Here is a 21,351-nt window from a genome sequence, read left to right on the forward strand (position 1 = left end):
AGAGGAGCACGATGAGCGATCTGTCGGACACGGACGCGGGGCGCGATCTCCAGCTGGGCAGGGTCCTCTTCGTCGGGGACAGCATCATCCAGGCGGGCGCCTGGGAGGAGTGGCTGACGGCGTCGACGGTCGTCGACGAGGGCCACGGGGGAGCGACCACCGCCGACGTCGTGGCGCGCCTCCCCGAACTGGTCGAGCAGGCCCCGGACACGGTGGTGCTGCTGGTCGGCACCAACGACCTCGCCTGGCACCGCACGACCGAGCACATCGTGCGCAACATCGAGACGATCGTCGCGACGCTGCGCCGCGACCTCCCGGACGTGCGGCTGCTGGTCAACTCGGTCCTGCCGCGCGGGCACGAGTTCGCACCGCAGATCCGCGACGTGAACCGCCACCTGTGGCAGTTCGCACCCACGGCTCACGCGGCCTACCTCGACCTGTGGCCCGTCTTCGCCACCGAGGACGGCGCGATGGACGACCGCTACAGCCCGGATCGGCTGCACCTGAACGAGGACGGCTACCGTGCCTGGCGCGAGGCGCTGGGCCCCGCGCTGGACGCCCTGCTGCGGATGCCTCCGCGCACGCGCCCGATCACGCTGCCGTTCGACGAGTTCGCGCGGCCGAAGACGGCGTAGCGGCGGCTCGAGGCTCAGCCCAGCGCCGCGGTGAACTCCTCGAGGGCGTCGTCCGAGAAGAGCACGAAGCGCACCTCCTCGATCGGGTCGTCGTCGGCGGTCGCTCCTCGGGCGGCCGCCACGGCGACCCGGGCGGCGTCGTCCATCGGCCAGCCGTAGACGCCGGCCGAGATCGCGGGGAACGCGACCGTCCGCGCACCGAGCCCGCGGGCCACGGCGATCGACTCGGTGTACGCGGAGGAGAGGATCGCGGTGCGGTCCTCGCTGCGGGAGTGCACCGGCCCGACGGTGTGCACGACCCAGCGGGCGGGCAGCCGCCCGGCCGTCGTGGCCACCGCCGACCCCGCGGGGAGCCCGTCGCGGAGTGATCCCGCGCGCAGGCGACGGCACTCCTCGAGGATCTCGGGACCGCCCGCCCGGTGGATCGCTCCGTCGACGCCGCCCCCGCCGAGGAGGGAGGAGTTCGCCGCGTTCACCACGACGTCGACCCGTTCGCGGGTGATGTCCCCGCGGAGCGCGACGAGCCGGGTCACGAGCGGTTGTTCGAGAGCTCGAAGATCTTCACGAGCTCGGCGATCGCCGCCTCGCGCGACTCGCCGCCCTCGTCGAACATCGTCGTCACGTGGGTGCGCAGGTGGTTCTCGACGATCAGCTTGTTCAGCGAGCCGAGCGACTTCTGGATCGCGAGGGACTGCGTGACGATGTCGACGCAGTAGTCCTCGTTCTCGATCATCTTCGCGAGCCCGCGCATCTGCCCCTCGAGGATGCGCGCGCGGTGGAGGGACCTCTTCTTCAGATCGTCGATCACTCCGCCAGCCTACGCCGCTCCACGGATACCCGGCGGGGGTATCCGGTCGGCCGCCCCGTACGATCGAGGAGTGAACGCTGCTCCGTCCTCCCGCGGCCCCGCCGGCCGGTACCCCTCCCGTTCCACGTCGAAGATGGCGCTGGCTCCCGGGGTGCTCGCGGCGATCGTCCTCCTCGCCGGACTCGCCCTCGTCGGCGGCGACGCGTACGACTTCGTGCGGTACCCGGTCGCGATCCTCGCCGCCGTGATCGGCTGGTTCGCGATCCAGGCGCGGGCGCCGCTCTGGCTGATCGGGCTCGTGCCGATCCTGGTGCTCTGGAACCCCGTGCTGCCGTTCGCGTTCCCGGACCAGGTCTGGTCCTCGCTCCACCTGGCGGCCGTCGGCGTCGTCGTCGCGGCCGGGCTGATCATCAAGGTGCCCGTCGCGGAGTGATCCGCCGCGCCTCCTCGGGTGGGCCGCACCCGGTCGGGGTGTGCCGCACCTCCTCGGGGTATGATGAGGGCGCACCCGCGCGCCGGGGATGCTGCGACCGGGTCTCAGATCCGTTGCTCGGAGCTCCCGACGGCCACCGGGTGCACCGACGCACGACCGCCTCCACGGAGGCGACGCGGCGGCGGCAATGCCGACGGTAGAGCCCGGGAACCCCTCCTGCGCCCCCGTCGAACGTCGAGGAGGAGCATGGCTCGCAGCGGCCAGCGTCAGTCCGGTGGTCAGACGCGTCGTACGAACGCGGCCGGGAGCAGGCCGCGCTCGCGGCCCCGCGGAGGCGACAACGCCGGGATCATCCCGATCCTCGCGCGACGCGTCCGCGAGGTGGAGGCGAAGGCGCAGAGCGGCAAGGTCGGCCCGACCAACCGCACGAAGTTCCTGGTCATCGCCCTGCTCATGCGCGAGGAGCGCAAGCGGGTCAAGGTCGACACGGAGCTGAGCGACGCGCAGCGGGCCGAGGAGATGAAGCGCCTGGACGGCATCGCGACGATCCTCGCGAAGACCGCCGCACGCGACACGAGCCTGATCAGCCTCCTCGAATCGGAGGCGGGATACACGGCCGCCGCGCAGAAGCTGCGCCGCGACTGGCTGCTCGAGGCCGGCGCCGAGCTCACTCCCGACGAGCTGCTCATCGTGACCGAGCCGGAGCCCAAGCCCGAAGCGCCCGTGAACCAGGTCGTTCCGCCGTCGGTCCGCGCGCGTCAGCTCGCCAACCCGTTCCTCCCGCCGGACTTCTCGATCGCAGCGGCTCCGGCGCCGACCCGCCGTCGACTCGACGACTGGGAGCTGCTCGGACCGCTCTTCAAGGCGTTCGAGTACGGCGCCGGGGGACGCGCCGCGAGCATGGAGCTTCCCGAGCCGCCGACCCTCGACCGGGTCTCCCCGCGCGGCCGCGAGCTGATGGAGCACCAGGCGCGCTTCATCGAGAGCGCCCGGGAGGGGCACCGCAGCTTCCTGCTCGCCGACGAGCCGGGCCTGGGCAAGACCGCGCAGAGCCTGCTCGCCGCCTCCGTCACCGGGTCCTACCCGCTGCTCGCCGTGGTGCCGAACGTCGTCAAGATGAACTGGGCGCGCGAGGTCGAGCACTGGACGCCGCAGCGCCGCGCGACCGTGATCCACGGCGACGGCACGACGCTCGACGCGTTCGCCGACGTGGTGATCGTGAACTACGACATCCTCGACCGCCACCTGGGCTGGCTCGGGAGCATGGGCTTCCGCGGCATGGTCGTCGACGAGGCGCACTTCATCAAGAACCTGCGCTCGCAGCGGTCGCAGAGCGTGCTCGCGCTCGCCTCGAAGATCCGCGAGACCACTCCGGGTCACGATCCGCTGATGATCGCCCTGACGGGCACGCCGCTGATCAACGACGTCGACGACTTCCGCGCCATCTGGCGCTTCCTCGGCTGGATCGACGAGACGAAGCCCGGGACCGAGCTGATGAGCCGCCTCGAGGACACGGGTCTCACTCCGGCCGACACGGCCTTCTACCCGGAGGCGCGCGAGGCGGTCATCGACCTCGGCATCGTCCGGCGCAAGAAGATCGACGTCGCCGCCGACCTGCCGTCGAAGCGGATCGTCGACCTGCCCGTCGAGCTCGACGACGACCTCGGCCGCTCCATCCAGAAGGCCGAGCGCGAGCTGGGCGCCCGGATGCTGCAGCGGTACAAGGCCGTCACGGCCTCGATCACGCACGAGCTCGACACCGACGAGAGCGAGCGGTTCATCCGCATCGTCGCGCAGAGCGAGCTCGAGGAGTCGAAGTCGGCGAAGACCGGCGAGAACGTGTTCACGATGGTGCGGCGGATCGGCCAGGCGAAGGCCGCGCTCGCCGCGGACTACGCCTCGCAGCTGGCGCGCTCGGTCGGCAAGGTCGTCTTCTTCGCGAAGCACGTCGACGTGATGGACCAGGCCGAGGACACCTTCGAGAAGCGCGAGCTCGCCTCCGTCTCGATCCGCGGCGACCAGACGGCGACCTTCCGCCAGTCGCAGATCGACGCGTTCAACACCGACCCCGACGTCTCGGTCGCGGTCTGCTCGCTGACGGCGGCCGGAGTGGGCGTGAACCTGCAGGCCTCCTCGAACGTGGTCCTCGCGGAGCTGTCCTGGACGTCCGCGGAGCAGACGCAGGCCATCGACCGCGTGCACCGCATCGGTCAGGAGGAGCCGGTCACGGCGTGGCGCATCATCGCCGCGCACACGATCGACGCCAAGATCGCCGAGCTGATCGACGCCAAGGCGGGCCTCGCCGCCCGCGCCCTCGACGGGGCGGACGCCGAGACCGCCTCGGCGGACACCGTTCAGCTGGACGCGCTCATGCACGTCCTCCGTGAGGCGATCGGCTGAGCGGAGCCGCGAAGAAGTCTCGCTCGAACAGGCTGGAGCGCAGGAACGCGTCGCGCATCGCGGCGCGTTCCGCGTGTCCGGCGCGGGCGGACGCCGCCTCGGTGATCGCGATCGCCCGCTCGGTCGCCGCCGCGAAACCGGGGTCGGCGTAGGTCGAGAGCCAGTCCTCGTAGGGGTGACCCGGCCGGTTCGCGGCCGCCAGTCGCTCGCCGATGTCGGCGTAGAGCCAGAAGCACGGGAGCAGCGCCGCGACGACCTCGCCGTAGCCGCCCCTGGCCCCCACGGCCGTCAGGTGGTCGACGTAGCCTCGCGTGGTGTCGGACGGGCTCTCGGAGCGCCGGCCGAGGCGGTCGCGGTGCAGCTGCGCCTCCGTCGCGATCGCCTGCGCGGAGCTCTCGGCCCAGAAGACCTGCTCCTGGGCGGTGGGAGCCTTCTGCGCCGCGACGGCGAGCACACGCGCGTACTCCGAGAGGTAGAGCGCGTCCTGAGCGAGGTACCACTCGAAGTCGTCGCGCTCCAGAGTTCCGTCGCCCAGCGCCGTCACGAAGGGCAGCGCGTCGATCGCGCGGCGCAGCGGCTCCGTCTCCTCCCAGACGGTGCTGCAGAACGGCGGTGTCCTGAGCCGGTGGAAGTGGTCGATCGGGCCGTTGCCGGTGCCGACCTCGAGAGCGTCGGCCGCGCGCAGGGCGCCGGTCAGCCACTCCTTCGCCTGTGTCAGCGCCTCGGCGAGATCGTCGGCCGAGGTGGAGCGTCCGGCGAGCAGCACGGCCAGGGCGGAGGAGAGCGAGCAGCCGGTGCCGTGCGTGTTCGCAGTGGCGACGCGCTCGCCGGGGACCTCGCGCACGTCGCCCTCGGGCGTGACGACCGCATCCGGGGTCGAGGGGCCGTCGAGGTGACCGCCCTTCACCAGCACGGCGGTGCCGAGGCTGCGGGCGAGCTGCGCGCCCTGCTGCAGCGCCTCGCCCCAGTCCTCGGCGGGCGCTGTCCCCGCCAGCACCGCCAGCTCGGGGAGGTTGGGGGTGACGAGGTGGGCCCGGCGAACGAGCTCGCGGACGCACTCCTCGGCCTCGGGGTCGAGCAGGCGGTGTCCGCTGGTCGCGATCATCACCGGGTCGACGACGATCAGCGGCGGCTGCACCGTCTCGAGCCAGTCGAGGATCTCGGCGCCGATCGCGGCGGTCGCGATCATCCCGATCTTCACCGCGTCGATCTCGACGTCGTCGCTGACGGCGTCGAGCTGCTCGCGCAGGAAGGAGGTCGGGGGCAGATGGACGGAGCGCACACCGTGCGTGTTCTGCGCGACGAGCGCGGTGACGACCGCCATCCCGTAGCCGCCGAGCGCCCCGATCGACTTGAGGTCGGCCTGGATGCCCGCGCCGCCCGTCGGGTCGGTGCCCGCGATGCTGAGCACAAGGGGGATCCGCGCGGTCATCGGTCCCACTCCGAGCGCAGAATCCGAGCGGCGTCGGCGGGGTCGGCCGCCGTGCAGATCGCGGAGACGACGGCGAGCCCCGCCGCGCCCGCCGCCCGCAGGGGAGCTGCGTCGCGAGCGTCCACGCCGCCGATGGCGACGCAGGGGAGCGCAGTCGTGGCGGCGAGAGCGGCGAAGCCGTCGATTCCGAGTGGCGCCGGGTGGTCCGGCTTCGTGGTGGTGGGGCGGATCACTCCGACTCCGAGGTAGTCGACGGTGCCCGCGGGCAGGGCGTGGACGGCGTCGAGGTGGGCGGTCGTGTTCGCCGTCAGCCCGACGACCGCGTCGGGTCCCAGCAGCGCGCGTGCCGCGGCGACGGGCAGATCGGACTGCCCGACGTGCACGCCGTGCACCCGGCCGCCGGCGAGCCGGGCGGCGAGGGCGACGTCGACCCGGTCGTCGACCAGGAGGGTCGTGCTCTCGTCGAGCACGTCCGAGACGGCCAGGACGAGAGCGAGCAGCTCGGCCGCGGAGGCCTCGTGGTCGCGGATCTGCACGGTGCGGACACCGCCGGCGACGGCCGCCGCGACCACCGCGGGCACGCCGCGTGCTCCGCACTGCCGGGTGTCCGTGACGAGGTAGACGGAGAGGTCGAGGGGCCTCATGCGATCCGCGCCTCCTCCGCGACGACCGCCGCGTCGAGGGCCGAGACCGCGTCGAGCAGCGCCACCGCGAAGGATCCGGGGCCGGCGGACACGGAGGCGGCGTGCTCGGCCGCGAGGCCCCACACGACCGAGCCCGCGACGGCGGCCCGCAGCGCCGGTCCCGGAGTGCCGTCCGACGCCCCGAGGAAGGCGGCCATCACCGCGCCGAGGGCGCAGCCTCCGCCGGTCACGCGGGTGAGGAGGGGGTGACCGCCCGTGACGCGCACGACCGTGACTCCGTCGGTCACGAGGTCGACCGGGCCCGAGACGGCGACAGCGGCGCCGGTGCGCAGCGCGAGCTCCTTCGCGGCGTCGAGCGCGTCCTCGGCGCCGTCGACCGCGTCCACTCCGCGCCCGCCCGCTCCGAGGCCCGCGAGCGCGAGGATCTCGGAGGCGTTGCCGCGGATGATCGAGGGCCGCAACGCGACGATCTCGGCCGCGAAGGCGGTGCGCACCGGGAGCGGGCCGACGGCGACCGGATCGAGCACCCACCGGCCCCCGGCGGCGATCGCCTCGCGGGCGCCGTCGCGCTGCTCCGCCCCGGGAGTGCCGAGGTTCACGAGCGTCGCGGAGGCGATCGCGGCGAAGACGCCGGCCTCTCCGGGCAGGTCCGCCATCGCCGGACTGGCGCCCAGCGCGAGGAGGCTGTTGGCCGTGAATCCGGTCACCACCGCGTTGGTGATGCACTGGACGAGCGGCGCCCTGCGGCGCAGCTCCTCGAGATCGCGGCCGACGGCGGCCCCGTCGAGGTCGTGGAGGGTCGGGTGGGCAGGCGTGCGAATGCTCATTCGCGACATCCCTTCGCTAGTACGAACTAGATCAGGTTCAACGGGTCTTCTCTCAGCCCTGGCGGGCACCCCGTGTCACTGCGCACGACCCTAGCAGCGGCTCAGACCCTCCCTGGAGGACACGAGCACGGCGGGCGCGAGCGGGAGGAGCTCGATCTCGCGCGCCCCGCAGGGGCACTGGAGGTAGCTGAGGATCCCCTCGCTGGTCGGGTGGCGGGAGAGTCGTGTCCATCGGTGCTCGTGCATGCGCCGATCCTCACGTAATGACTGGACCACGTTCAACCATTACAGTCGGCGGATGAGCTTCGACCACCGCCATCAGGTCGGCCCGCGACTCGCGGCCGCGCTCGTGAACGCGGCGCCCGACGACGCGATCGAGCCGCTGCTGCGCGAGCAGGGCGTCCGCGAGCCGGCACTCGCTCCCTCCGAGACGCTCGCGCTGCGGTGGTGGGCGAGGCGGATGCGGGCGGTCTTCGCCGCGATCTCCGTCCAGGCCCGCTGCGACGAGGTGAACGCCCTGCTCGCCGAGGTCGCCGGGTCGCTGTTCGTCGCGACCCACGACGGCATGCCGCCGCACCTGCACCTCGTGCCGGACGACAGCGACGTCGTCACCCGGGTCCGTTCCGTGACCGCGGGCGGTCTCGCGTTCTTCGTGTCCTCCTCCGTCGGGCTCCGGATGGGCGTCTGCGCACGCGAGGGCTGCGACCGGGTCTTCGTCGACGAGTCCCGGGCCGGTCGGCAGCGCTACTGCTCCGCGCGCTGCGGGAACACGGACGCGGTCGCGCGGCACCGCCGATCGGCGCGGTAGCGCTCAGTCCGTGCGGAGCGTGCTGTCGCCGCGATCGCCGACCACGACGCGGAGCCCGATCGGCAGCCGCTCGCGCATCGCGTCGACGTGGCTGATGAGCCCGATCGTGCGACCACCGGACCGCAGTGCGTCGAGAGTGCCCAGCGCGGTCTCGAGGGTCTCGGCGTCGAGCGAGCCGAAGCCCTCGTCGATGAACATCGTCTCGAGCGTGATGCCGCCCGACTGGGCCGTGACGACGTCGGCGAGCCCGAGGGCGAGCGCGAGCGACGCGAGGAACGTCTCGCCTCCCGAGAGCGAGGCGGGCTGGCGGCGCACGCCGGTGAACGCGTCGAGCACCTCGATCCCGAGGCCGGAGGAGGCGTTGCGGTAGCCGAGGGAGTCGTCGTGGAGCAGCGAGTAGCGGCCGCTCGTCATCGCACCGAGGCGGAGGTTCGCTGCGCCCACGATCTCCTCGAGACGGCCCGCGAGCGCGAAGGCCTCGAGATCCATGCGGCGGGTGTTCTGGCCCCGGCCGTCGATCGTCTCGGCGAGAGCGCGCAGCTCCTCGTGCCGACGGAGCCGGCCCTCGAGCGAGCGCAGCCTGCTCTCGGCGAGGACGGCCAGCTCGGCCAGTCGTGCGGCGCGGTGCTCGAGCACCGAGAGCCGCGAGCGTGCCTCGTCGCGGCGGGCGGAGGCGAGCCGGGCCCTCTCCTCGGCGCCGGCGAGGTCGACGGGGGTCGTGGGCAGCCCCTGCAGCTCGGGCTCCGCGAGCACCGCGTCGACGGCGCTCCTGCGCCGCTCGTGCTCGGCGACGACGGCCTCGGCCCGCGCGCGCTCGCCCGCGGTGAGCGCCGCCGCCTCGGCGGAGGCCGCGCTCGCGAAACCGCGCTCGGCGAGCACCGACTCGAGGTGCTCCTGCGCCTCGTCGGCGGCGCGGCTGCGCGCGACCAGGAGGTCCTCCGCGGCGACGAGGGCGTCGGCGACGCGGCGCCGCTCGGTCAGCTCGGCGACGCGGGCAGCGATGCTGTCGGCACCGTCGCGCTGCGCCCCGACCCTCTCGAGGAGGGTCCGCAGCGCCTCGGCGGCGATCGTCGCCTCCCGGGTCAGCCGGTCGTTCTCGGCGCGGGCGCTCTCGCGGAGCGCGGTCAGCTCGTCGAGCCGGCGGCGCAGCGTGCCGCGCTCGCTCCGCAGGGCCTCGCAGCGCGACGCGGCGGCGCGGGCGGCGGCCAGCCGCTCGTGCGCCTCGATCAGCGCGAGGTCGAGAGACTCCGGGGTGTCCACTCCCGCCCGCTCCTCGAGCGCGGCGAGCGCGAGCGCCGCGGTGCTCTCGCGATCGCGGGCGCGGTCCATGGCCCGAGCGGCCGCGTCGACCGCCGACCGGGCCCGGTCGAGGTCCTCGGTCGAGACCGGGGCGAGGTCGCCGTGCTCGGCGGGGCGCGGGTGCTCGTGAGCGCCGCAGACGGGGCAGGGCTCCCCGGGGACCAGCGCCGTGGCGAGCTCCCCGGCGAAGCCGGCGAACCGGCGGGAGACGAGGGCCGAGTGCTCGGCCGCGAGGTCGCCGTGCCGGCGTCCGGCCTCGGCATAGGCCGAGCGGAGGGACGCGAGCGACGACGCGGCGGCCTCGCGCTCGGCGGCGGCCGCGATGCGTCGCTCCAGCGCGGCGAGCTCGTCGGTGCGCGAGGGGACGGTCGCCGCCTCGGGAGTGAGCGACTCCTCCTCGGCGGCGAGGGCGTCGAGCCGGACCGGCAGCCCCTTCAGCTCGTCATCGAGCCGCTCGAGCGAGGCACGAGCCTTCGCACGAGCCCGTTCGGCCCGCTCCACCGCCTTCTCGGCGTCGGGGATCCGGCGCTCCTCGGCGAGGGCCTCCGCCAGTGCTCCCAGCCGGCGCCCGAGAGCCTCCGACCGCTCGGCGGCCCCGGCCCGGTCGGCGGGCTCCGCGAGCACGGCGCCGAACAGCTCGGCCGCACCGTCGCGCTCGGCGGCCGCCCTCTCGGCCGCGGTCCGGGCGGACCCCGCCGACCGGAGCACCGGGAGCACGCCGTCGGCCCGACGCGCGAGCTCGACGCGCTCGCGCTGGGCGACGACGACGGCCTCGGCGACCGCCAGCTCCTCGCTCTCGCGCAGGGCTCGGGAGCGGCGATCCTGGGCGCGACGGAGGAGCGACGCGGCGTCGAGGGCCGCCCGCGCCTCGATCTGCGCGTCGTCGGCCCGATCGACCTCCGACCGCGCCTCGAGCAGCGCCGGCCCGAGGGAGGCGACGAGGCCCGCGAACCACGCCGCATCGATCGTCTCGGCCTCCTCCGTCCCGCCCAGTCGGCGCGCCTCGTCGGCGAGGGCGGCGACGGCGGCCCGCTCCTCCTCCAGCGAGGCGGCGCTCTCCTGGCGCTGGTCGAGGAGTCGTCGGCGGAGCAGCTCGTAGCGCTCGGTCGCGAAGAGGGTGCGCAGCAGCTTCTGCCGGTCGTCGTTCTTCGCGAGCAGGAACTCGTGGAAGCGGTTCTGGGCCAGCAGGATCACCTGCAGGAACTGGTCCTTCGTCAGGCCGACGATGCGGCCGATCTCGACCCCCGTCTCCTTCGCGCTCGACGAGACGCCGCTCCAGGCGCCGCCGACGCATTCGAGCAGCGAGACCTTGGCGGCCTGCCTCGTCGTGCCGCCGCCGCGCTTGGCCGGGCGCTCGTACTCGGGGGAGCGGCGGATCCGGTAGAGCCGTCCGGCCGCCTCGAAGTCCAGCTCGGCGAAGGTCTCGTCCTCGGGGGCGCTGTGATCGCTCCGGAGCCGCGCGGACGTGCCGTCGAAGCGGGGCACGGATCCGTAGAGCGCGAAGCTGATCGCATCGAGGATCGTCGACTTGCCCGCACCGGTCCGGCCGGCGATCAGGTAGATGCCGACGTCCTCGAGCCGGTCGAAGTCGATCTCCTGCGGGTCGCGGAACGGGCCGAGTCCGGCGAAGGCGAGGCGCCGGATCCTCACCGCAGGGCCTCGGCGTCGACCGCGGCGAGAGCGTCGAGGACCGTCTCGCGCTCGGCGTCCGACGCACCCCGCCCCCGCACGTGGGCGAGGAAGTCGTCGATGATCTCGACGTCGCTGCGCCCGCGGACCCGCTCAGCGTAGGCGGTCGGCCCGGCCCCGGGAGCACTCGGCGGCCGGTGCTCGAGCGTCACGCAGCCCGGGAAGCGCGACTGCAGCCGCGCCATCGCGTCCAGGGGCCGCACCTCGTCGGTCAGCACGGCCGAGACCCAGTCGGGCTCCTTCCCGGCGAGCGAGGGGTCGACCAGCAGCTCGTCGAGCCGCCCCTCGATCAGGCTGAGGCGGCGGGGGACCGGCAGCGGCGACCAGCGCACCTCCTCGAGCCCCTCGGCTCCGAGCTCGACGAGCCAGGCGCCGCGGGGCTTCGCGGCCTCGCCGAAGGAGTAGTGCAGGGGCGCCCCGGAGTAGCGGACGTTCGGCAGCAGCTGGGCCCGCCCGTGGATGTGGCCGAGCGCCGCGTAGTCGGCGTCGGCGAAGTGGTCGACCGAGACGTAGTCGATGCCCCCTGCGGTGATGTCGCGCTCGACGGTGCCCGCGGGCGCTCCGACCGCGAAGCAGTGCGAGAGGACGATCCAGCGGCGTCCGGCGGCCTCGGCGGAGGCGCGGATCCGGCGCATCGCGAACGCGAGCACGTCCTCGTGGCGGCGCAGCGCCTCCTCCGGGTGCCGGTGACGGTAGAGGGCCGGCTCGAGGTAGGGGATGCCGTAGATGCCGACCTCCCCGTGCTCGTCGTGGAGGACGACCGGCTCGGCGTACGCCTCGGGATCGGTGAGGACGTGCACGCCCGAGGTGCGCAGCAGCCCCGCCTGGAAGCCGAGGCGCGCGGGGGAGTCGTGATTGCCGCTGGTGAGGACGACCTCGGCGCCGGCGCCGCGGATCGCCTCGAGAGTGCGAGTCAGCAGGGCGTAGTGCTCGCCGGCCGGCACCGCGGAGTCGAAGACGTCGCCCGACACGAGCACCACGTCGACGGCCTCCTCGCGCACGGTCGCCACGAGAGCGTCGAGCACCCGCGACAGCGCGGCGACCGTGGAGTGCCCGTGGAAGGTGCGGCCGATGTGCCAGTCGGAGGTGTGGAGCAGCTTCACCGACGTCGTCCCTCCTGGCGTGCGGGGTGGCCCCCTCTCGTCCCTCCAGGCTACTGACGGCCTCCGACACGGGCCGACCGCCGGGCCGCGGGCGGGGGCACCCGCTCGGACACCTGCCGTTCACCCCGGGGTGCACAATGGGTCGTCGGCGAAGGCGGAAGGAGTCGATCGTGAGGCTTCCCCGCGTCCCCTCCCTCGGACTCGGCTCGCGCACCCGCGCCGCCGCCGAGGACACCGCTCCGATCGAGCGGCTCGTCCCGCCGCCGGCGCCGTCTCGCACGAGCACGGTCGACAACGCGATCTACCAGGACGGCCGCCGCGTCGTCTCGCCGAGCAGCATCCCGGAGGCGCTCGCCGCGCTGCAGAAGCTCCCCGACGCGATGGCGTGGATCGGCCTGTACCGTCCGACGCAGTCCGAGCTCGCGGCGCTCGAGGACGAGTTCTCGATGCACCCGCTCGCCATCGAGGACGCGATCAGCGCGCACCAGCGGCCCAAGCTCGAGCGCTACGGCAGCGACATGTTCGTGGTGCTGCGCGCCGCGAGCTACGCCGACCAGCGCGAGGAGGTCGACTTCGGCGAGCTTCACCTGTTCGTCGGCCCGAACTTCGTCGTCACGGTCCGCCACTCCGAGAAGCCCGATCTCTCCCTGGTGCGGCGCCGGATGGAGGCCGACCCCGAGCTGCTGCGGAAGGGACCCGTCGCGGTCCTCTACGCGATCCTGGACGCCGTCGTCGACCAGTACTCGCCGGTCGTCGCCGGTCTCGAGAACGACATCGACGAGATCGAGGCGCAGGTCTTCGAGGGAGACCCTGCGGTGTCCCGGCGCATCTACGAGCTGAGCCAGGAGGTCCTCGACTTCCAGCGCGCGACGCGCCCGCTGACCGGCATGCTCGGCCGCCTCGTCACCGATTTCGAGGTCTTCCGCGAGGACGTGGAGCTCCGGCGCTACCTCCGCGACGTCGCCGACCACGTCGCCGTCGTTGACGAGCGCGTGGAGGGCTTCCGCACGACCCTGCGCGAGATCCTCGCGGTGAACGCGACTCTCGTGGCGCAGCGGCAGAACGAGGACATGAAGCGCCTCGCCGAGGCGGGCAACCAGCAGAACGACGAGGTCAAGCGCATCTCGGCCTGGGCGGCGATCTTCTTCGCCCCGACGATGATCTCGAGCGTCTACGGCATGAACTTCGACGTCATGCCGGAGCTGCACGTGGCGTGGGGCTACCCGGCCGCGCTGGGGCTGATGGTCGCGTCGAGCGTCGTGCTGCACCGGCTGTTCAAGCGCTGGGGCTGGCTCTAGCCGACTCCCGGCCCTAGTCCTCGGTGCCGGGCTCCGCGATCTTCTCCCCGTCGGCCCCGGAGGCGTCGCCGTCGGTGTGCAGATCGGTGTCGCCCGGGATGCTGAAGTCGCTCAGCGGGTCGAGGGGCTCGTCCGGCTCGTGGTCGGGGGCGTGGTCGGGGGTGCTGTCGTGGCTGCTCATACCTGAACCCTACGAGCGTCCGACGAGCCGCTGCACGGCCGTCACCGGGATCGACAGCCACTGGGGACGGTTGCGGGCCTCGTAGATCGCCTCGTAGACCGCCTTGTCGAGCTCGAACGCGTCGAGGACGGCGCGGTGGGCCTCGACGGCGTCGCCCGCGCGCTCGGAGTAGCCCTCCAGGAACGCGGCCCGGCTCGCCGCGGCCCACTCCGCGCGGCTCGATCCGGGCGAGGACTGCTCGTGCGCTCCGGCGGCGTAGTCGAAGGAGCGCAGCATGCCGGCCACGTCGCGCAGGGCCACGTCGGGCATCCGCCGCTCGTTCATCGGCCGCAGCGGCTCGCCCTCGAAGTCGAGGAGCACCCAGCCGCGGTCCGGCACCAGCAGGACCTGGCCCAGGTGGTAGTCGCCGTGGATGCGCTGCAGCAGGGGCCACGGAGCGCCGGCCGCGGCGCGGAACACGGCGTCGATCGCGTCCGAGTCCTCGGCGATCACCGGGACCTCGGACGAGGCGATGCGGAGGCGGCGGCGCATGGTCGCGACGATGCGCTCGACGACCTCGGGGGTCGCCTCCTCGGTCTCGAGCACGTCGGCGAGGGTCGCGTGCACCTCGGCGGTCGCGAGGCCCAGCGCCCGCGCAGGGCCGGTGAAGTCGGAGTCGGCGGCGACCGCCTCGAGGGCGACACGCCACGCGTCCTGCACGCCGGGGAGGAACTCCTGCGCGAACGCCAGGTGCCCGAAGGCGCGGCCGGACGGCTCGCCCTCGTCGTCCCACTCGCCGGTGACGTTTCCGATCACCGGAGGGACGAGCGCGCTGCCCGCGGCGTTGAGCGCCGACTGCACGGTCACGTCGGGGTTGTCGCCGTGGTGCAGGGCGCGGAAGACCTTCACGATCACCGGGGTCCCGGTCGAGCCGTCCTCGGCCGTGGTCGACACGATGATCGAGGTGTTCGACTGCTCGCCGCTGAGGACCTTCGACGAGGCGAAGGCGCCGATGACCGCACCCGGCTGACGGTGGCCTTCGGCCCGCGCTCCGCCCTCGGCGCCGTCGGTGTCGGAGCGGCCGCCGTCGGCGATCATCGCCAGCAGCGCCCGTGCGAAGAACGGGTCGCGCGGTGCGTCGTAGACCCAGCGCTCGCCGTCGGAGTAGACCAGCGCGTCCTCGAGACCGGCGACCGGAGCGGGGTGGACCGTCACCGGCACCTGGTAGAGCACGGGGCTCGTCCCGGCCGTGTCGATGACGAGGTGGTCCACCACCTCACCGCCGTCGGGGTGCAGCGTCCACGCGCCGCGCACCTCGAGCTCGGGGCGCCGCCCCTTGCTCGCGTACCACCTCTGGTCCGCCACCCATGCGGCGATCCGGTCGATCGACAGGCCTGCGCTCATGCTCTTCCCCTTCGTCGGCACCCCGAACCCTACGCGTCGGGGACGACACTCGGCTGGGGCTTGCGGCAGCACGCTGCGGTCCGGAGCGGCGCACCGCCGATCAGGGTCGAGCGCTCGCGTCCGACCTCAGGACAGCCCGAGCACGTCGAGCGTCCACGCGTACTCGAACGCCACCTCGCGCCAGCGCTCGTAGCGGCCGCTCACGCCGCCGTGGCCCGCCGTCATCTCGATCTTGAGCAGCGCGGGTGCACCGACCTCGCGCAGCCGCGCCACCCACTTCGCCGGCTCCACGTAGAGCACGCGCGTGTCGTTCAGGCTGGTCGTCGCGAGGATCCGCGGGTACCGGACGCCCTCCCGCACGTTCTCGTAGGGGGAGTAGGACTTCATGTAGGCGTAGACCTCGGCGTCGTTCAGCGGGTCGCCCCATTCGTCCCACTCGATGACCGTCAGCGGCAGCGACGGATCGAGGATCGACGTGAGCGCGTCGACGAACGGGACCTGCGCGAGGACGCCCGCGAACAGCTCCGGGGCGAGGTTCGCGACCGCGCCGACCAGCAGACCGCCGGCCGAGCCGCCCTGGGCGACGAGCCGCTCCGGAGTCGTGAACCCGGAGTCGACCAGATGCCGGGCGGAGTCGACGAAGTCGGTGAAGGTGGCCTTCTTGGAGAGCGTCTTGCCGTTCTCGTACCAGGAGCGGCCCATCTCGCCGCCGCCGCGCACGTGCGCGATCGCGAAGACGACTCCGCGATCGAGCAGCGAGAGCCGGGGGATCGAGAAGCCGGGGTCGATGCTCGCCTCGTAGGAGCCGTAGCCGTAGAGGATCAGCGGAGCCGGGGTCGCGTCGGGATCCGCGGCGTCGCGGCGCCAGACCAGCGAGAGCGGGATCCGCGTGCCGTCCTGGGCCGTCGCCCACTCCCGACGCTGGACGTACTGCTCGGGGTCGTAGTCGCCGAGCACCGGCTGCTGCTTGAGCACGGTGCGCTCGCCGGTCGCGACGTCGAGCGAGAGCACCGTCGAGGGGGTGACGAACGAGGTGTAGGCGAGGCGGAGGGACGTCTGCTCCCACTCCGGGTTGCCGGCCAGTCCCGCGTCGTAGAGCGGCTCGTCGAAGACGATCTCGTCGAGCGTCGCCGCGGCCCCGCCCTCGCGCAGGAGCCCCAGCCGGGTGGCTCCCTCGGACCGGTACGAGACGACCACGTGGCCCGCGAAGGCGTCGACCCCCTCGATCCGTCGGCCGGGCAGGTGCGGGACGACGACACGGCGCTGCGCGGCGCGCTCGGCGGCGTCGACGGAGAGGTCCGCCGGCTCCTCGACGATCTCGAAGTCGAGCGCGTCGTCGTTGTGCACGATCAGGAGGCGGTCGCGACCGTCGAGGACGGCGTGCTCGACCTCGTACTCCACTCCCTCGCGCCGCGGCCAGACGGAGCGGAACTCGCCGGTCGGGCCCTGGGCGTCGAGCAGGAGGCACTCGCTGGTGATCTTGCTGCCGATCTCGATCACGAGGAAGCGGCGGCTGCGGGTGAGGCCGACGCCGATCCAGTAGCGCTCGTCGGGCTCCGAGAAGACGACGGTGTCGGCGGAGGAGTCGGTGCCGACCTCGTGCCGCCAGACTGTGTCCGGTCGCCAGGACTCGTCGACGGTGGGGTAGAAGACGAATCGCGCGTCGGCGCCGAAGGTCGCTCCGCCGCCCGTGCCCTCGACCACGTCGGCGAGGTCTTTGCCGGTCGAGAGGTCGCGGATGCGGAGGGTGTAGCGCTCGTCGCCCTCGACATCGGTGCCGAAGAGCAGGTAGCGGCCGTCGGCGCTGATGTCGAAGCTGCCGAGCGAGAAGAAGTCGTGCCCCTCCGCCTCGGCGTTGCCGTCGAGGACGACCTGCTCGTCCGGCAGCTCGCCACCCTCACCGAGGGAGGGCGGCGTCCAGTCGTCCGGTCCGCTGATCGGCGCGCGGCAGTGCACGGCGTACTGGCGCCCTTCGAACGAGCGTGAGAAGTACCACCAGCCGCCCTCGCGCACGGGGACCGAGAGGTCGGTCTCCTTCGTCCGGGAGCGGATCTCGTCGAACAGGCGCTCGCGCAGCGGGGCCAGGGGCTCGAGCACGGCGTCGGTGTAGGCGTTCTCGGCCTCGAGGTGCGCGAGCACCTCGGGGTCCTCCTTGCGCCGCAGCCACTCGTAGTGATCGAGGACCGTGTCGCCGTGATGACGGCGTTCCAGGGGGATGCGGCGGGCGACGGGCGGGACGGGCGCAGTCATCCCCTCAGCCTAGGCCGGAGCGGCTCCTCGGCGCCCCCGGGTGCGCGGCACCGCTGCGCCGTGCGCAGAATGGACCATGCCGAGCGCGAAGAAGACGAAGAAGCCCGCTCCGACCGCGCAGCGCGCCTCGCACACGCAGACGGAGGTCGAGCGCAAGTACGACGTCGGCGCCGACACCGCGCTGCCCGATCTCGTGGGGGCCGGGCCGGTGGCCGGGACCGCGCGCGAGACCCCGGTCGCGCTCCGTGCCGAGTACTTCGACACCTCCGGTCGCGCCCTCTCGCGCGGCCGCATCACACTGCGCCGTCGCGCGGGCGGAGCGGATGAGGGCTGGCACGTGAAGCTCCCGGGCTCGGCGGGGCGCACCGAGATCCACGCGCCGCTGACCGAGTCGAGCGCGGTGCCCACGGTCATCCGCTCGGCGGTGCTCGGGCATGTGGGCCGCTCGCGGCTCGAGCCGCTCGCCCTCCTCGAGACCCGGCGCGGCATCACGCGGGTCCTCGACGCGTCGGGTCGTCAGCTCGCCGAAGTCGCCGACGACCTCGTGGTGGCCGTCGACGCCCGCACCGGAGTCGAGCGGCGGTGGCGCGAGTGGGAGGTCGAGCTCGTCGACGCGTCCGGTCAGGAGGGCGAGGCCGTCCTCGACGCGATCGAGGAGCGCCTGCTGGCGGGCGGGGCCCGGCCGGCCGAGAGCGCCTCCAAACTCGCCCGCGCCACCGGGGGGCCGATCGACGACCGCCGACCCGCCCCTCGCGACGGGGGAGAGGCGGCGCTCGCCGCGATCGCCGCGCTCCTGCGCGAGCTGCGCGCGGTCGACCCCTTCGTCCGCCTCGAGGGCGAGAACGCCCTGCACCGGATGCGCACGCTCAGCCGGCGTCTGCGCAGCGTCCTCGCCGCCTCCCGCTCGGTGCTGGACCGCACCGCGACCGACCCGATCCGAGACGAGCTGCGCTGGCTCGGCTCGGTGCTGGGCGCGGCGCGGGACGAGGAGGTGCTCGGGGCGCGGCTCCGGGCCGACCTCGACGCCGCGGCCGAGCAGCTGCCTGCGGCGGCGGTCGCGCCCGGCACGATCCTCGAGGAGGTCGAGCGCAGGCACGGCGTCGCGGTGCGCCGCGTCGCGCGGACCCTGCGCGGCGGACGCTACCTCGATCTGCTGGCCTCGCTGGACGAGCTCCTCGGTGACCCCCCGCGGCTCCCGAAGGCCGCGTCGAGCCCGAAGAAGCTCGTGAAGCGGTCGCTGAAGAAGGAGCTCTCGCGCCTCGAGACGGCGCGGAGCGGACCCGACCGCCACGAGGTCCGCAAGGCGGCGAAGCGGCTCCGCTACGTCGTCGAGGCCTGGCGGTCCGTCGTCCCGGCGGCGGTCGGATCGACGACCCACCGCCTCGGGAGCGCGGCCGAGGACATCGCGGACGCTCTCGGAGAGCAGCGCGACGCCCTCGCGGCACGTCGTGCTCTGGGCGAGCACGCGGCCCGGGCGACCCGTCTCGGAGAGCCCGCCGCCGCCCTCGGCGTCGCCTTCTCCGAGGAGGGGCACCGTGCCCACGATGCGGGACAGGCCGCTGCCGAGGCGTTCGCCCGATTCGACTCCCTGTCAAGGTGAACCGGCGGTAACGCGCAGGAAACGGGCGGCGGATAATGTGAATCATGCCTTCCGTCCGTGCTCTCCCGTCACCGCTCCTGCGTCCCCGCCATTTCGACCGCGACGACGTGGTCGTCCATGCCGGTCTGTTCTCGCTGGTGAACTCGAGTACGACGCCCAAGGCAGCGTGGACCGAGGATCTGATCGCGATCGGCGAGGTCCTCGACGAGGCCGAGTTCCCCTACCGCCTCATCCGCGGCACCGACGGATCGCCGTTCCTCGCCGTCGACCGCTCGCTCGGCACCGAGCTGGCTACTCTGCTCTCCCGCGCGTTCGCGACCGAGCCCTTCTACGTGAAGACCCTCGACAAGCGCGGGACCCCGCCGCACCTGGTCGCTGAGGGGATGATCGCGCCGTACCCGCGCGCCTACGTCTTCTCACTCTTCCGCCCTCGCGTCTCCTCGACCGGATCGCTCCGCTACGGCGCCCGCAGCGGCGTGCGCCTGGAGCTGTGGAAGGTGGGCGAGGAGGAGATCACCACTCCTGCCGAGAACGCCCTCATGCGCAGCAGCCTGCCCGTCGCCGAGGCGATCGACGCGCACGTCGAGGCCTACGGCCGCACCTGGCCGACCTTCGAGGGCATGTTCGAGCCGCTCGTCAGCGACATCCGCTTCGACGTCGACATCGTCTTCTCCTGGGTCGACGGCACCGATCTCGAGTTCCAGCGCGCCCGGGCGGCCCGCATGGCCAGCTACGTCGTGGGCGAGGGCGACGACGCTCCCGCGCGCTTCCGCCAGATCGACGAGCTCAAGTACGCCCTGCGCAGCGTCTACATGTACGCGCCGTGGATCCGGCACATCTACATCGTCACCGACTCGCCGCGCCCCCGCTGGCTCGACGAGCACCCCGATGTGACCCTCGTGCGCAGCGAGGACCACTTCCGCGACCTCTCGGTGCTGCCCACCCACAACTCGCACGCCGTCGAGAGCCAGCTCCACCGCATCCCGGGCCTCGCCGAGCACTTCCTCTACTCCAACGACGACATGTTCTTCGGGCGCCCGGTCGATCCGTCGATCTTCTTCTCACCCGGAGGCATCACCAAGTTCATCGAGGCCACGACGCGCATCGGCATGGGCGATTCCAACTCCACGCGGAGCGGTTTCGAGAACGCCGCGCGAGTCAACCGACGCCTGCTGCGCGAGCGCTTCGGAGCGATGACCACCCGTCACCTCGAGCACGCGGCGACTCCGCTGCGCAAGAGCGTCATGAGCGAGCTCGAGGCCGAGTTCGAGCCCGAGTTCACCGCGACCGCCGCGAGCCGCTTCCGCTCGGCGAGCGACGTGTCCGTGACCAACTCGCTCTACCACTACTACGCGCTGATGACCGGCCGGGCGGTCGTGCAGGAGAACGCGAAGGTCAAGTACGTCGACACCACGATGCACCAGGGCCTGAAGGACATGAAGAAGCTCCTGAAGAACCGGGCCGTCGACTTCTTCTGCCTCAACGACGGCAGCTTCCCCGAGATCTCGGCGGAGGCGCGCACGAAGGCCGTCATCGGGTTCCTCGAGGAGTACTACCCGATCGCCGCCCCGTGGGAGCGAGAGGACTGACCGTGCTCTGGACCGTCGGCGGCGCGGTCGTCGGACTGCTGCTCGGAATCGCGAGCTCGCTGGTGTTCCCGGGCATCGGAGTGGGGGCCGGCGTGGGCGTCGGGCTCGCGCTCGGCGCCGCGCTGGCCTTCGCCGGCCACCTGTTCGCGCGCGACCGGGAGCGTGGGCGCTCGGAGCGCTGAGGGCGGGCGCGGCTCGACCTCGTCACAACGGTCCGTGTCCGTAGAGGGGTCGGCCTACCTGCGCGATGGCGCGGCGTGTTCCGCCGCGCCCGGGGCGAACGCATGCTCCGTCGTGGCCGGACGTCCACGGCCTTCGGTGGACGCTGCCTGTGGCGGAGGAAAGGTCCTTCGCCTGGTATCCATGGAGACTCGGCGGCGCACATCACGGAGAGCAGGCGCGGTTCGGCCTCAGAAGGGAAGGAAGTCGTCTTCGCGCCGCAGTTCCGGCGCACCTCCGAAGAGTCGTTCCGGCGGTTCCGGCGTCTCCGGTGCGGTGGTGTGGTGTCGGCCGGTGGGGCTGGTCCACCCGAGGATCCCTCCTGGTCGGTGGTGGACCCGCCAGGTGGTGGTGTGGCGGAGTCGGTGGTGGTGGCGGCAGAGGTGGGCAAGATTGTCGGAATCGGTGCGACCGTCGTGCTGCCACTCGACTGTGTGGTCGATGTCGCTGTCGCGGGCGGAGCGGGTGCAGCCGGGGAACCGGCAGGTGACGTCGCGGGTTGCGAGGGCGCGGCGCAGGTCAGCGGGGACGCGGTAGCTGGTCCGTCCGACGGAGAGGACCGCTCCGGTCTCGGGGTGGGTGAGGATCCGGGTGAAGGACGGAGCGTCGGCGGCCAGGCGCCGGGCCGTCGCGGGGTCGATGGGGCCGTAGCCGTCGAGGATCCCGGGCTCGTCGGAGCGTCCGAGGAGAGTCAGGACGGGAACGGTGACGGAGACCCGCGGGCGGATGCCCCGCGGGATCGCCGTCGCCGGC

At 73.0% G+C, this 21,351-nt stretch carries 20 protein-coding genes and 1 riboswitch; of the genes, 8 read left to right on the forward strand and 12 right to left on the reverse strand.

Translation table 11 applies throughout. The features are described from left to right. Positions 1 to 11 precede the first annotated feature (11 nt). The gene (locus tag ASF46_RS06680; RefSeq protein WP_056867487.1) at positions 12 to 635 is read left to right on the forward strand and encodes a GDSL-type esterase/lipase family protein; all 624 of its coding nucleotides are present in this window, start codon (positions 12 to 14) and stop codon (positions 633 to 635) included. Positions 636 to 649: 14 nt separating this feature from the next. Here ASF46_RS06680 and ASF46_RS06685 read toward each other — a convergent pair whose 3' ends face one another. Both ASF46_RS06685 and ASF46_RS06690 read right to left on the reverse strand, forming a co-directional pair. Further along, a complete protein-coding gene (locus ASF46_RS06685; protein ID WP_056866868.1) occupies positions 650 to 1,168 on the reverse strand; it encodes an O-acetyl-ADP-ribose deacetylase in 519 nt (172 codons plus the stop codon). After that, a complete protein-coding gene (locus tag ASF46_RS06690; RefSeq protein WP_056866869.1) occupies positions 1,165 to 1,443 on the reverse strand; it encodes a metal-sensitive transcriptional regulator in 279 nt (92 codons plus the stop codon). Before ASF46_RS06690 ends, ASF46_RS06685 begins: the two co-directional genes overlap by 4 nt. Positions 1,444 to 1,513: 70 nt before the next feature. On the opposite strand from ASF46_RS06690, the gene ASF46_RS06695 reads away from it, so the two are divergent. Next, complete coding sequence (locus tag ASF46_RS06695; RefSeq protein ID WP_157602275.1) at positions 1,514 to 1,876, forward strand: DUF6804 family protein; 363 nt, start codon at positions 1,514 to 1,516, stop codon at positions 1,874 to 1,876. A 246-nt stretch (positions 1,877 to 2,122) separates the two neighbouring features. Beyond that, complete coding sequence (locus tag ASF46_RS06700; RefSeq protein ID WP_055794618.1) at positions 2,123 to 4,276, forward strand: DEAD/DEAH box helicase; 2,154 nt, start codon at positions 2,123 to 2,125, stop codon at positions 4,274 to 4,276. On the opposite strand, the gene thiD is transcribed toward ASF46_RS06700, so the two are convergent. The 4 genes from thiD to ASF46_RS19120 form a co-directional block, all read right to left on the reverse strand. Continuing rightward, positions 4,245 to 5,708, reverse strand: a complete 1,464-nt coding sequence (gene thiD / locus ASF46_RS06705; RefSeq protein WP_056866871.1) for a bifunctional hydroxymethylpyrimidine kinase/phosphomethylpyrimidine kinase — start codon at positions 5,706 to 5,708, stop codon at positions 4,245 to 4,247. The genes ASF46_RS06700 and thiD overlap by 32 nt on opposite strands. After that, the gene (gene thiE / locus ASF46_RS19115) at positions 5,705 to 6,352 is read right to left on the reverse strand and encodes a thiamine phosphate synthase (RefSeq protein ID WP_056866872.1); all 648 of its coding nucleotides are present in this window, start codon (positions 6,350 to 6,352) and stop codon (positions 5,705 to 5,707) included. The genes thiD and thiE overlap by 4 nt, the downstream gene beginning before the upstream one ends. After that, positions 6,349 to 7,179, reverse strand: a complete 831-nt coding sequence (gene thiM, locus ASF46_RS06715) for a hydroxyethylthiazole kinase (protein WP_056866873.1) — start codon at positions 7,177 to 7,179, stop codon at positions 6,349 to 6,351. Before thiM ends, thiE begins: the two co-directional genes overlap by 4 nt. Then, positions 7,171 to 7,262: riboswitch (TPP riboswitch) on the reverse strand. It overlaps the preceding gene by 9 nt. 7 nt (positions 7,263 to 7,269) lie before the next feature. Further along, the gene (locus tag ASF46_RS19120) at positions 7,270 to 7,425 is read right to left on the reverse strand and encodes a hypothetical protein (RefSeq protein WP_157602278.1); all 156 of its coding nucleotides are present in this window, start codon (positions 7,423 to 7,425) and stop codon (positions 7,270 to 7,272) included. 52 nt (positions 7,426 to 7,477) lie between these two features. Here ASF46_RS19120 and ASF46_RS06720 point away from each other — a divergent pair, with 52 nt between their 5' ends. Then, on the forward strand, positions 7,478 to 7,987 hold the full coding sequence (locus tag ASF46_RS06720; RefSeq protein ID WP_056866874.1) for a CGNR zinc finger domain-containing protein: 510 nt from the start codon (positions 7,478 to 7,480) through the stop codon (positions 7,985 to 7,987). Positions 7,988 to 7,990: 3 nt separating this feature from the next. Here ASF46_RS06720 and ASF46_RS06725 read toward each other — a convergent pair whose 3' ends face one another. Both ASF46_RS06725 and ASF46_RS06730 read right to left on the reverse strand, forming a co-directional pair. Further along, positions 7,991 to 10,936: an AAA family ATPase gene (locus ASF46_RS06725; protein WP_056866875.1), complete on the reverse strand. Its 2,946-nt coding sequence runs from the start codon at positions 10,934 to 10,936 to the stop codon at positions 7,991 to 7,993. Beyond that, positions 10,933 to 12,078 (reverse strand): exonuclease SbcCD subunit D, encoded by a 1,146-nt coding sequence (locus ASF46_RS06730; RefSeq protein ID WP_056866876.1) that lies wholly within the window; start codon positions 12,076 to 12,078, stop codon positions 10,933 to 10,935. Before ASF46_RS06730 ends, ASF46_RS06725 begins: the two co-directional genes overlap by 4 nt. 170 nt (positions 12,079 to 12,248) lie before the next feature. Here ASF46_RS06730 and ASF46_RS06735 point away from each other — a divergent pair, with 170 nt between their 5' ends. Next, complete coding sequence (locus ASF46_RS06735; protein ID WP_416351481.1) at positions 12,249 to 13,376, forward strand: magnesium and cobalt transport protein CorA; 1,128 nt, start codon at positions 12,249 to 12,251, stop codon at positions 13,374 to 13,376. Between the two features lie 13 nt (positions 13,377 to 13,389). Here the strand turns inward: ASF46_RS06735 and ASF46_RS19125 are convergent, their stop codons facing one another. From ASF46_RS19125 to ASF46_RS06745, 3 genes are all read right to left on the reverse strand, one after another. Next, entirely contained in the window at positions 13,390 to 13,557 is a 168-nt protein-coding gene (locus ASF46_RS19125; protein WP_157602281.1) for a hypothetical protein, read from the reverse strand. 9 nt (positions 13,558 to 13,566) lie between these two features. Then, complete coding sequence (locus tag ASF46_RS06740; RefSeq protein WP_082485291.1) at positions 13,567 to 14,940, reverse strand: maltokinase N-terminal cap-like domain-containing protein; 1,374 nt, start codon at positions 14,938 to 14,940, stop codon at positions 13,567 to 13,569. 126 nt (positions 14,941 to 15,066) lie between these two features. Then, complete coding sequence (locus ASF46_RS06745; protein WP_056866877.1) at positions 15,067 to 17,190, reverse strand: S9 family peptidase; 2,124 nt, start codon at positions 17,188 to 17,190, stop codon at positions 15,067 to 15,069. Positions 17,191 to 17,266: 76 nt separating this feature from the next. Here ASF46_RS06745 and ASF46_RS06750 point away from each other — a divergent pair, with 76 nt between their 5' ends. Genes ASF46_RS06750 through ASF46_RS06760 form a run of 3 tightly spaced genes read left to right on the forward strand, consistent with a single transcriptional unit; the run spans position 17,267 to position 20,561 of the window. Then, positions 17,267 to 18,790: a CYTH and CHAD domain-containing protein gene (locus ASF46_RS06750; protein ID WP_056866878.1), complete on the forward strand. Its 1,524-nt coding sequence runs from the start codon at positions 17,267 to 17,269 to the stop codon at positions 18,788 to 18,790. Positions 18,791 to 18,834: 44 nt separating this feature from the next. Continuing rightward, positions 18,835 to 20,379 (forward strand): stealth family protein, encoded by a 1,545-nt coding sequence (locus ASF46_RS06755; RefSeq protein ID WP_056866879.1) that lies wholly within the window; start codon positions 18,835 to 18,837, stop codon positions 20,377 to 20,379. Between the two features lie 2 nt (positions 20,380 to 20,381). Then, positions 20,382 to 20,561 carry a hypothetical protein gene (locus ASF46_RS06760; protein ID WP_056866880.1) on the forward strand — a complete coding sequence of 60 codons (180 nt, stop codon included), beginning with the start codon at positions 20,382 to 20,384 and terminating at the stop codon, positions 20,559 to 20,561. 228 nt (positions 20,562 to 20,789) lie between these two features. Here the strand turns inward: ASF46_RS06760 and ASF46_RS06765 are convergent. Continuing rightward, positions 20,790 to 21,351 (reverse strand): HNH endonuclease signature motif containing protein (locus tag ASF46_RS06765; protein ID WP_162240165.1); only part of this gene is annotated, 562 nt, incomplete at its 5' end.

This window comes from Rathayibacter sp. Leaf296 (assembly GCF_001423045.1).
Classification (GTDB): domain Bacteria; phylum Actinomycetota; class Actinomycetes; order Actinomycetales; family Microbacteriaceae; genus Rathayibacter; species Rathayibacter caricis.

Coding starts and splice junctions, on each gene's coding strand:
- thiM (WP_056866873.1), bottom strand. CDS start 7,179: ATGAGCATTCGCACGCCTGCCCACCCGACCCTCCACGACCTCGACGGG.
- ASF46_RS06720 (WP_056866874.1), top strand. CDS start 7,478: ATGAGCTTCGACCACCGCCATCAGGTCGGCCCGCGACTCGCGGCCGCG.
- ASF46_RS19125 (WP_157602281.1), bottom strand. CDS start 13,557: ATGAGCAGCCACGACAGCACCCCCGACCACGCCCCCGACCACGAGCCG.
- ASF46_RS06740 (WP_082485291.1), bottom strand. CDS start 14,940: ATGAGCGCAGGCCTGTCGATCGACCGGATCGCCGCATGGGTGGCGGAC.
- ASF46_RS06745 (WP_056866877.1), bottom strand. CDS start 17,190: ATGACTGCGCCCGTCCCGCCCGTCGCCCGCCGCATCCCCCTGGAACGC.
- thiD (WP_056866871.1), bottom strand. CDS start 5,708: ATGACCGCGCGGATCCCCCTTGTGCTCAGCATCGCGGGCACCGACCCG.
- thiE (WP_056866872.1), bottom strand. CDS start 6,352: ATGAGGCCCCTCGACCTCTCCGTCTACCTCGTCACGGACACCCGGCAG.
- ASF46_RS06700 (WP_055794618.1), top strand. CDS start 2,123: ATGGCTCGCAGCGGCCAGCGTCAGTCCGGTGGTCAGACGCGTCGTACG.
- ASF46_RS06755 (WP_056866879.1), top strand. CDS start 18,835: ATGCCTTCCGTCCGTGCTCTCCCGTCACCGCTCCTGCGTCCCCGCCAT.
- ASF46_RS06750 (WP_056866878.1), top strand. CDS start 17,267: ATGCCGAGCGCGAAGAAGACGAAGAAGCCCGCTCCGACCGCGCAGCGC.
- ASF46_RS19120 (WP_157602278.1), bottom strand. CDS start 7,425: ATGCACGAGCACCGATGGACACGACTCTCCCGCCACCCGACCAGCGAG.
- ASF46_RS06680 (WP_056867487.1), top strand. CDS start 12: ATGAGCGATCTGTCGGACACGGACGCGGGGCGCGATCTCCAGCTGGGC.